This window comes from Burkholderia sp. Ac-20384, assembly GCF_017104605.1.
GTDB classification, from domain to species: Bacteria; Pseudomonadota; Gammaproteobacteria; order Burkholderiales; family Burkholderiaceae; genus Burkholderia; species Burkholderia lata.
In genome coordinates, this window is the sequence record NZ_JAAGPE010000326.1 from 1 (window position 1) to 9,295 (window position 9,295).

A 9,295-nucleotide genomic window follows, 5' to 3' on the forward strand; every position below is an offset into this window, starting at 1 on the left:
TGCTCGCCTTTGCGCGGCCGGGTACGCCGGCCCAGGGCGGCGCGTCGGCTCGCGATCCTGCACAGGCGTTGCCGGCAGGCACGCGGCAGGGCGCGTCGCTGCCGCCCGATACGGCCGATCTGCTCGGCGAGCGTGCCGATACGCGCTGGACGCCCGCGCGGGCCGAACTGGCTACCGCGTCGTCCGATTCGCAGGCGCAGACGCTTGCGACCGTGCATCCGGCCGCCGTGCCGCTCGTCAGGCAGCAGCTCGACGCGCTCGCGACCGACCAGTTTCGCTGGGCGGGCGAGGCATGGCCCGGCGCGCGGCTCGACTGGACGATCGAGCCCGACGATCCGGGCAACCGTGCGCCGCGCGGCGACGTCGATACGGGCGACGGCATCGCCTGGCGCACGCGCCTCACGCTGACGTTGCCGTCGCTCGGCACGGTCGACGCGGAGCTGGTGCTGAACGGCACGCAGCTCGTCGCGCGGCTGCGTGCGAACCAGGCGGGTGCCGACCGCCTCACACGGCACGAGGCGGCGTTGCGGCAGCGTCTCGAAGTGTCGGGGCTCAAGGTGGGCGGGCTGTCGATCCGCGCGGTCGACGACGGCCCGGACGGCTTCGACCTGTTTGCGGCCCAGGCGGCCGCCGCCGCATATGCGCGCGGTTCGGCGTCGACGTCGACCAGCGGCCCGGCGACACGTGCGCCGGATACCGACGACGAGGCGCTGTCATGAGCATGACGTCCCGCAAGCGCGCGGCCGCGCTCGTCTACGATCCGAAGGGCGGCGATGCGGCGCCGCGCGTGGTCGCGAAGGGCTACGGCGCGCTCGCCGAGATGATCGTCGCGCGTGCGCACGATGCCGGCTTGTACGTGCATACGGCGCCGGAGATGGTGTCGCTGCTGATGCAGGTCGACCTCGACGACCGGATTCCGCCGCAGCTCTACCAGGCGGTCGCGGATCTGCTCGCGTGGCTGTACTCGCTCGACCGTACCGAGCCCGCGCCGGACGACGCCGCACCGCGCTTTCCGCTGCCGCCGCTGCGCTGAACGGCTCGGCACCGCGCGATTTCTTACGAAATGCCGTCTTGACCTTGCAAGGTCATTCTGTCGATATTCTTCTCTTATCGGCCGGCATCACGGCGCAACGTGCTTGCTTCGTCTGAATTCCCCCTGTTGTCGGGCTGGCCGCCACATAACCGGGCGGATTGAGCCGGCAATCAATTTGTGTAATGATATCCATTCTCATTTTCATGCTGCTCGGGCGGCGCGCACGCTTTGCGCGCCGCCCGTTGTTTTGAACGAATGGAAACTCTCGCGTGAACGCGCCCGAAACGATCAATCCGCCCCAGACGGGTACTTCCCGCGCGGGCGTCACCGTGCTGCACCCGACGGCCCGCCCGCTGGGCGACGACGAACTGGCGGCGCGCCGCCAGCGTTCGCGCCGCGCGACCTTCATCAAGTGGCTGCGCAAGGTGCATGGCTGGGTCGGGCTGTGGGGCGCGGTGCTCGGGCTGCTGTTCGGCGTGACGGGCGTGCTGCTCAACCACCGCGCGCCGCCGCTGAAGATTTCGACCGGAGAACCGCAGGTCGAGGAGATGCAGATCGCACTGCCGGATCCGGCGCCGAAGACGCCCGCCGCGATGACGAAGTGGCTGCAGCACGAACTGCATTTCGACGGCAAGCCGGGCCGCATGCGCAAGGAACCCGCGCAGCCCGTCGCGTGGGGCGATAAACGCGTGATGCAGCCGGAGCACTGGCAGATGGGCCTGTTCGGCCCGCACCAGAACCTGCAGGCCGAATACTGGGTCGGCAACGGCTACGTCGCGGTGAAGCGCACGGGCAACACGTTCCTGACGACGCTGAACAACCTGCATCGCGGCGTCGGGATGAATCTCGGCTGGGTGCTGCTGATGGACACGATCGCGGGCTCGCTGATCCTGCTGTCGCTGACCGGCGTGCTGCTGTGGACCGAGCTGAACAAGCGCCGCACGGTCGGCGTCGTGCTGGTGGTCGGTTCGGTCGCCGCGGCGCTTGCCGCCGGCCTGACCTGATCGGCGGCACGCGCCGGCCTGGCGCCGGCGCGTGTCGTTTCACTGGCTTCGTCCGCTTCGCCCGTCGCGGACGCATACCCGGCGCGACCGAGCGCCGGCGTCGATCGCGATCAGAGGCCGCAGGCCGCGCCGCTGTTCGCCGCGATCTCGCGTGCGGCCTTCGCGCCCTCGACCTGCAGGATCGTCGGCAGCGACACGTTGTTCTTCGCGGCGGTGATCTCGGCGAGGATCGAGATCGCGATTTCCGGCGGCGTCCGGCTGCCGATGTAGATGCCGGCCGGCCCGTGCAGCCGGCCCAGTTCCGCTTCGTTCAGGTCGAATTCGCGCAGCCGCTCGCGCCGCGCTGCGTTGTTGCGCCGCGAGCCGAGCGCGCCCACGTAGAACGCGGGCGTCTTCAGCGCCTCCATCAATGCGAGATCGTCGAGCTTCGGATCGTGCGTGAGCGCGATCACGGCCGAACGCGCATCGAGGTTCATGTCGAGCACCGTATCGTCGGGCATCGTGTGCACGACGCGCGTGCCCGGCACGTCCCACGCATCCGTGTATTCCTCGCGCGGATCGCACACCGTCACCTGGTAGTCGAGCCCGACCGCGATCTGGCACAGATAGCGCGACAACTGGCCGGCGCCGATCACGAGCATCCGGTAGCGCGGCCCGTGGATCGTCACGAGCCGTTCGCCGTCGAACGCGAGCCCGTCGGCCGCCTGCGCGGGCGACAGCGATGCGCGGCCGGTCGCGAGCGTCATCGTGCGCGTGACGAGGCGGCCGGCCTCGACTTCCGCGCACAGCGCGGCAATCCCGCTGTCGCGCGTGAGCGGCTCGAGCACGAGCTGGATCGTGCCGCCGCACGGCAGCCCGAAGCGATGCGCCTCCTCGGCCGTCACGCCGTACTTGAGTGCTTCCGGGCGCGCGTCGGCCGCGATTCCGCTTGCGTGTACACGGGCGATCAGGTCGTCCTCGATACATCCGCCGGACACGGAACCGACCACGAGCCCGTCTTCGCGCACCGCGAGCATTGCGCCTTCGGGGCGGGGCGACGAGCCCCACGTCTTCACGACCGTCACGAGCAGCACGCGGCGCCCTTCGTCGAGCCAGCGCGCGCTGGATTTCAATACATCGAGATCGACGCTTTCCATCATCTTCTTCCTGTTGCCGGGCGACATCGCCGATGCGGGCCGCCGTTTGATGGCGCGATTATGAACCGGCCACGGCAAGCGTGCAGGCGACAGGGAAGGCGCAAAACGGGGAAGGGACAAGCGGAGCGACGTGGAAGGCGGGCAAGGCGGCCTGTGGCGGGCCGCCGGCAGGTCGCCGGGCGGACGCCTCCGCCCGGCGGGTCGCTACATCAGAGCGAGCCCAGGTACTGCGTCAGGTTGCGGATGTTGTTGTCGTACGCGTTCGGCGAGCCGAGCTCGACGCCGCCGCTGCGCACGTAGTACTCGAACGGCACGGAGCGGGTGCCGAAGAACGGCAGGAAATTGTCCGGTTGCAGCGTCGTGCCGTTCAGGCCGATTGCCCAGTTCCGCGACTTGTACAGCTCGAGCTCGCGGATCGTCGCCTGGACCTGGTTCGTCTCCGACGCGCGAATCGCGGCGATGCGCTGCGTCAGCGTCTCGATGTTCGCCTGGTATGCGCTCGGTTCGCCGACCGACACGCCACGCGCACGAACGTAGTAGCTGAACGGCAGGTTGCGCTCGGTGAAGAACGTCAGGAAACCGTCCGGCGCCAGCGTATCCCCGTTCAGTCCGATCGCCCAGTTCTTGCTTTGATAATCCCTGAGCCCCGCGATCGTCTGGTTGGCCGCGCTGATTTCGACCTTCGCCGTGACGTTGACCAATGTATTGCTCATGACAGACCTCTCTGGTTCTTGTTGAACTTCGGACAGGTGCAGCGACATGCCTCCGGATGGAGGCAATAAAATACCCTCGGCCGGATTATCCGGTCGTGAAGATTTTAATTAAAAAGATGCTGAAAATTCTTTTATGAATGCGCGATGAATTTGTGTTTTATAAAAAGGCGCTTCGATGAAATCGATTGCATCCCGCCGCGCTCCTGCTGCGGCTTGTGCCCCGTCTGGTCCAAGCGGGGCGGGCGTATGCGATCGGCCGACCTGAATACTAGGTTGGCGAATGCAAGAGTTCAATGCCGGTCGCGTGATTATTTTCTTCTATTCATATTCAATTCAATTGAATTACATTTTTAATCGATTAATATGCCGATCCGAATCGAATATATCGGCATTCGATAAATGACTAGCAGGAACGGGAATTGACGCGCGGATCGTTGCAGGAAAAGCAACGTGGCGGCGGGGCGGGTGAAGGCAGGGAGGGGGAGGGTGCGGAGCCGGTATCCGGCCCCGCGGGTGCGCACCGTGCCGCGTGCGGCACGGCGGCGCTCAGTGCGCGTCGTGGTGACCGTGCGCGAGCTTCGAGTGGTGACGCGAGTACAGGAAGTAGATCACGAGGCCGATCACGAGCCAGATGCCGAACGCGGCCCACGTGATGGGCTGCAGGTTCAGCATCAGGAACAGGCACGACGCGACTGCGAGGATCGGCACCACGGGCACGCCGGGGCAGCGGAACGCACGCGGCAGGTCGGGGTGGGTGCGACGCAGCACGAGCACCGCGATCGACACCATCGAGAATGCGGCGAGCGTGCCGATGTTGATCAGCTCGGCGAGCACGTTGAGCGGCACGAGCGCGGCGATCAGCCCGAAGAACAGGCCGACGAGCCAGGTCGTCAGGAACGGCGTCGCGTAGCGCGGGTGCACGCGCGACAGCGCCGCCGGCAGCAGCCCGTCGCGCGACATCGCGAAGATCACGCGCGTCTGGCCGTAGCTCATCACGAGGATCACGGTCAGCATGCCGAGCACGGCGCCGAGATCGATGAAGCCGGCGACCCACGTCTCGCCGGCCTTCTGCAGCGCGTACGAGATCGGGTGCGAGATGTTCGCGTACTGGGCCGACGGCACGATGCCGGTCGCAACCGCGGCGACCGTCACGTACAGCACCGCGCACACCGCGAGCGACGCGATGATGCCGATCGGCAGGTCGCGCTTCGGATTCTTCACTTCCTCGGCCGCCGACGACACCGCGTCGAAGCCGATGAACGCGAAGAACATCACGGCCGCCGCGCCGAACACGCCGTTCCAGCCGTGCGGCATGAACGGCTTCCAGTTCGCGGGCGTCACGTGGAACACGCCGACCGCGATCACGAGCAGCACGACCGACACCTTGATGAACACCATGATGTTGTTGATGCGGGTCGACTCGCGGATGCCGATCGACAGCAGCGTCGTGATCACGATCATCACGAGGAACGCGGGCAGGTTGAACCACGTGACGACGCCCGGCACCGCGCCGGGCGCGGCCGTCAGCACGGTGGGCAGCGTCAGCCCGAAGCCCTGCAGCAGCGACTGCAGGTAGCCCGACCAGCCGACCGACACGGCCGACGATGCGAGGCCGTATTCGAGCATCAGGTCCCAGCCGATGATCCACGCGACGAGCTCGCCGAGGGTGGCGTACGAATACGTGTAGATCGAGCCGGCGACGGGGATCGTCGACGCGAACTCCGCGTACGACAGAGCCGCGAGCCCGCACGCGATCGCGGCGATCACGAACGACAGCATCAGTGCAGGGCCGGCCTGCACGGCGCCGGTCCCGGTCAGCACGAAGATGCCGGTGCCGATGATCGCGCCGATGCCGAGGAAGGTGAGGTCGATCGCGCCGAGCGCTTTCTTGAGCCCGGCGGCATGCGCGCCGGCGATCATGCGATCGACGTTTTTCTTGCGGAAGAGAGACATTGCGGATGAATCGCCAGCGCGCGCAGGCGCGGTAGCGCTGACTGAGTGAAAACCCGTAATTTTAGCCGATTTGGCGCACAAGACCCGCTGCAGCGCAGCGGGGCGTCACAAAATCGTCCGATAAAACAAGCGCTTGCGCATCGGGCGTACGGCCGCGGGCGGCGGCGCGGCATGCGCCGCGTCGCGGGATCGGGTGAACCGGGTGGGGCGGGAAGATCAGGCGCCGGCCGTGGGCGCCATGTCGACGAGCCGGTTGCTCATCACGTAGAACGTGAGCTCCGCGTTGTTCGACAGCCGCATCTTCTCGAGCAGCCGCGACCGGTACACGCTCACCGTCTTCACCGAAAGCGACAGCGTGTTCGCGATGTCGGTGAGCCGCTTGCCCGACGCGAGCATGCAGAGCGTCTGGTATTCGCGATCGGACAGCTTCTCGTGCGGCAGCGGCTCGTTCTCGAACGACACGTATTCGGCGAGCGCCTCGGCCATCGCGGGGCTCACGTACTTGCGGCCGGCCGCGACCTGCTGGATCGCGCCGATCATCTGCGCGGCGTTGACCGTCTTCGACAGATAGCCGGCGGCGCCGGCCTTCAGCGCGCGCACCGCGTACTGATCCTCGCGGTACATCGAGAACATCAGCACCGGCGTGCGCGGCAGCTTGCGCTTGAGGCGCTTGAGCACTTCGATGCCGTTCGTGTCCGGCAGCGAGATGTCGAGCAGGATCACGTCGAATTCCTGCTTGTCGACGGCGGCCATGGCGTCGCCGCCGTTCTCGGCCTCGGTGACGTCGCGTGCGACGCCACGGTCGATCAGCAGCTGGCGGATCCCTTGCCGGACGATCGCGTGATCGTCCACGAGCAGGATGTTCAGGCTCATGACGACCTCACGAAAGCGACGCGCGGCGGGCCGCGACGGGCACCGCGAGCAGCGAATCCCAAGCGAAGCGCGCGGTGACGCGTGTGCCGTGGCCGGTGTCCGGCGTGGTCGTCTCGAAGCTGCCGCCGAACGCTTCGCAGCGGGCGCGCATGCCGGCGAGACCGTAGCCGGTGCGACGGCTTCGGGAGAAACCGGTCCCATCGTCGGAGACAATCAGTGACAGGTGCGTGCCGTCGGTGGCGATCCGCACGTCGACCGACGTCGCGCGGGCATGCTTCGCGACGTTCGACAACGCTTCCTGCGCGACGCGGAACACCGCGAGCGCGCTGGCGCCGGCGATCTGCGTCAGGCGTGCGTCGGCCGCACAGACGAAGCTGGTGCGCAGGCCGGTGCGTGCTGCGTGGGTGTCGGCCCACGACGACAGCGCGCCGACCAGGCCCGCGTCGAGCGCCGGCGTGTCGCGCTCGTCGATCAGCCGGCGATTCGCGTCGGTCGCGGAGTCGAGCGCCTGCTGCGCAAGCGCCAGCGCGCGCAGGCAACCCTCCGGCGCATCGGCCGGCAGCCACGTTTGAACGTTTGCGAGCGCGAAACGAGCAGCGGTCAATTCGGCACCGAGTCCGTCGTGCAGCTCGCCTGCCAGATGGCGGCGGGCCGCTTCGTCGGCGGCGAGCAATTGGGCAGACAGCGCTGCGATCCGCGCGGCGGAGGCACCGCGTTTCGACGCGGCGTCGGCAATGGGCGGAGTCGCGACGCAGCCCGGCACGAGCTGTTGCGACGGGAACGGGGCGTGGGCGCCCAAAGGCGCGCTAAGCGACGTATCCATGACTCTCCCTGCTGTCAGAAAGCGGTTCAGACACCGGCTGGCTGCGTGGAACGGCGGCCGTTTTGATGACGGTCGCCGCCAGAGAATCGCCCCCTGCCGAGGTAACAAAAGTTACGTCTTGTAACACTTGCATCCGACCCTTCCACTCTCATCCGAACGGCAACCACGCGCGGCGAATAATATCTCAAAATTTCCGAAAAGGTCATGTCGGGCGGACATTTAAGGGTAAATGTGAATAATCGGAATGAAGGTGTTGTAGGAAAAACACTGACACCCGAGCACCGGACGATGACGTATCCAAATGTAACTATTTGAGATGGGATGATCCCAATTTGTTACGAATTCGCCAAGTAGGGATGAAAAAAAACCGGAGCTTTCGCTCCGGTTCTTGATGACGCGCAAATTGGGGGATCGATCAGTCCACGAACGCGCGCTCGATCACGTAGTGGCCCGGCGCGCTGTTCTTGCCTTCGACGAGGCCGGCCTGCTTCAGCAGGTCGGTCGTGTCCTTCAGCATCGCGGTGCTGCCGCACAGCATCACGCGGTCGTTTTCCGGCGAGAACGGCGGGACGTCGAGGTCCGTGAACAGCTTGCCCGTTGCGATCAGGTCGGTGATCCGGCCTTCGTTGTCGAACGCTTCGCGCGTGACCGTCGGGTAGTAGACGAGCTTTTCCTTGATGATGTCGCCCAGGTACTCGTGGCCCGGCAGGTCGTGCTTGATGAAGTCCATGTACGCGAGCTCGCCCTTCAGGCGGCACGTGTGCGTCAGGATCACCTTGTCGAAGCGTTCGTAGATGTCCGGATCGCGGATGATCGACATGAACGGCGCGAGGCCCGTGCCCGTCGACAGCATCCACAGCGTCTTGCCTGGCAGCAGGTTGTCGGCGACCAGCGTGCCCGTCGGCTTCTTGCCGATCAGCACCGTGTCGCCCACCTTCAGGTGCTGCAGGCGCGACGTCAGCGGGCCGTTCTGGACCTTGATGCTGAAGAATTCGAGATGCTCTTCGTAGTTCGGGCTGACGATCGAGTAGGCACGCGCGAGCGGCTTGCCGTCGACCTCGAGGCCGACCATCGTGAATTCGCCGTTGTTGAAGCGCAGGCTCGCCTCACGGGTGCAGGTGAAGCTGAACAGCGTGTCGGTCCAGTGATGGACGGATTGGACGGTGGCGGTGTCGTATTTGCTCATGGCTTTGAAAACGGACGCGCGTAGCGAACGCGAGTAACGGGCCCAAAAACGGGCAAAAAACCGAGTGCGACGGCCCGATCGTGGATCGGCCGGCCGGCGCGTCGGACACGCGCCTTCTCGATGACAGACGATTGAGGAACTCGTTATTTTACCCTGTTGACGCGGATCGCGGGCTTGACCCCCGTGGCCGCGCGGATTTGGCGCAACGAATTGTTTCAATCAGCTTTCGGTTTTTCAGCGCTCGGCCGCGAGTTTCGCGCCGAGGCCGACCAGCGCCACGCCGCACAGTGCGTCGAGCGGGCGCCGTACGCGCCGGTAGCCGCGTTGCGCGCGCGGGCTCGCGAACAGGTACGCGACGCACGAATACCAGCCGGCCGACAGCACGCCGATCGTCACCAGCACCGCGCCGTTGAACCACAGCGGCACGTGCGCGGGCAGCATCGCCGCGAACACGCTGGTCCAGAACGCGCACGATTTCGGGTTCGTCAGGCAGGTGAACAGGCCGCTGCGATACGCGCGCAGGTAATCGCGCGCGTGCGGCGCGGCCAGCGGTGCACGTTCGTCGGGCGCGTCG

At 66.3% G+C, this 9,295-nt stretch carries 11 protein-coding genes; 3 read left to right on the plus strand and 8 right to left on the minus strand.

Going from position 1 to position 9,295, the window contains the following annotated elements:
* On the plus strand, positions 1–719 hold a 719-nt coding region (locus G3O00_RS35820; protein ID WP_206145815.1), incomplete at its 5' end, for a flagellar hook-length control protein FliK.
* Positions 716–1,033: an EscU/YscU/HrcU family type III secretion system export apparatus switch protein gene (locus G3O00_RS35825; protein WP_011353508.1), complete on the plus strand. Its 318-nt coding sequence runs from the start codon at positions 716–718 to the stop codon at positions 1,031–1,033. The genes G3O00_RS35820 and G3O00_RS35825, both read left to right, overlap by 4 nt.
* Before the next feature lie 52 nt (positions 1,034–1,085).
* On the opposite strand, the gene G3O00_RS35830 is transcribed toward G3O00_RS35825, so the two are convergent.
* Positions 1,086–1,226: a hypothetical protein gene (locus G3O00_RS35830; RefSeq protein ID WP_206145816.1), complete on the minus strand. Its 141-nt coding sequence runs from the start codon at positions 1,224–1,226 to the stop codon at positions 1,086–1,088.
* Between the two features lie 76 nt (positions 1,227–1,302).
* On the opposite strand from G3O00_RS35830, the gene G3O00_RS35835 reads away from it, so the two are divergent.
* Positions 1,303–2,037, plus strand: a complete 735-nt coding sequence (locus G3O00_RS35835; protein ID WP_174933850.1) for a PepSY-associated TM helix domain-containing protein — start codon at positions 1,303–1,305, stop codon at positions 2,035–2,037.
* Between the two features lie 110 nt (positions 2,038–2,147).
* On the opposite strand, the gene G3O00_RS35840 is transcribed toward G3O00_RS35835, so the two are convergent.
* From G3O00_RS35840 to G3O00_RS35870, 7 genes are all read right to left on the minus strand, one after another.
* Positions 2,148–3,173: an XdhC family protein gene (locus G3O00_RS35840; protein ID WP_041493137.1), complete on the minus strand. Its 1,026-nt coding sequence runs from the start codon at positions 3,171–3,173 to the stop codon at positions 2,148–2,150.
* A gap of 209 nt (positions 3,174–3,382) precedes the next feature.
* Positions 3,383–3,886, minus strand: coding sequence for a hypothetical protein (locus G3O00_RS35845; protein ID WP_011353505.1), 504 nt, complete (start codon positions 3,884–3,886; stop codon positions 3,383–3,385).
* Positions 3,887–4,432: 546 nt separating this feature from the next.
* Positions 4,433–5,839 carry an amino acid permease gene (locus G3O00_RS35850; protein WP_011353504.1) on the minus strand — a complete coding sequence of 469 codons (1,407 nt, stop codon included), beginning with the start codon at positions 5,837–5,839 and terminating at the stop codon, positions 4,433–4,435.
* A gap of 216 nt (positions 5,840–6,055) precedes the next feature.
* Positions 6,056–6,712: a response regulator transcription factor RqpR gene (rqpR, locus tag G3O00_RS35855; protein WP_107312671.1), complete on the minus strand. Its 657-nt coding sequence runs from the start codon at positions 6,710–6,712 to the stop codon at positions 6,056–6,058.
* 7 nt (positions 6,713–6,719) lie between these two features.
* Positions 6,720–7,535: a quorum system sensor histidine kinase RqpS gene (gene rqpS / locus G3O00_RS35860; RefSeq protein WP_206145817.1), complete on the minus strand. Its 816-nt coding sequence runs from the start codon at positions 7,533–7,535 to the stop codon at positions 6,720–6,722.
* A 415-nt stretch (positions 7,536–7,950) separates the two neighbouring features.
* The gene (locus G3O00_RS35865) at positions 7,951–8,721 is read right to left on the minus strand and encodes a ferredoxin--NADP reductase (protein ID WP_011353501.1); all 771 of its coding nucleotides are present in this window, start codon (positions 8,719–8,721) and stop codon (positions 7,951–7,953) included.
* Between the two features lie 234 nt (positions 8,722–8,955).
* A partial coding sequence (locus G3O00_RS35870) for a LysE family transporter (protein ID WP_206145818.1) occupies positions 8,956–9,295 on the minus strand: 340 nt, incomplete at its 5' end.

What these genes read in the sequence shown, in the direction of transcription:
- G3O00_RS35850 (WP_011353504.1), bottom strand. Translation starts at nt 5,839, where the DNA reads ATGTCTCTCTTCCGCAAGAAAAACGTCGATCGCATGATCGCCGGCGCG.
- G3O00_RS35845 (WP_011353505.1), bottom strand. Translation starts at nt 3,886, where the DNA reads ATGAGCAATACATTGGTCAACGTCACGGCGAAGGTCGAAATCAGCGCG.
- G3O00_RS35840 (WP_041493137.1), bottom strand. Translation starts at nt 3,173, where the DNA reads ATGGAAAGCGTCGATCTCGATGTATTGAAATCCAGCGCGCGCTGGCTC.
- G3O00_RS35830 (WP_206145816.1), bottom strand. Translation starts at nt 1,226, where the DNA reads ATGGATATCATTACACAAATTGATTGCCGGCTCAATCCGCCCGGTTAT.
- G3O00_RS35865 (WP_011353501.1), bottom strand. Translation starts at nt 8,721, where the DNA reads ATGAGCAAATACGACACCGCCACCGTCCAATCCGTCCATCACTGGACC.
- G3O00_RS35825 (WP_011353508.1), top strand. Translation starts at nt 716, where the DNA reads ATGAGCATGACGTCCCGCAAGCGCGCGGCCGCGCTCGTCTACGATCCG.
- rqpS (WP_206145817.1), bottom strand. Translation starts at nt 7,535, where the DNA reads ATGGATACGTCGCTTAGCGCGCCTTTGGGCGCCCACGCCCCGTTCCCG.
- rqpR (WP_107312671.1), bottom strand. Translation starts at nt 6,712, where the DNA reads ATGAGCCTGAACATCCTGCTCGTGGACGATCACGCGATCGTCCGGCAA.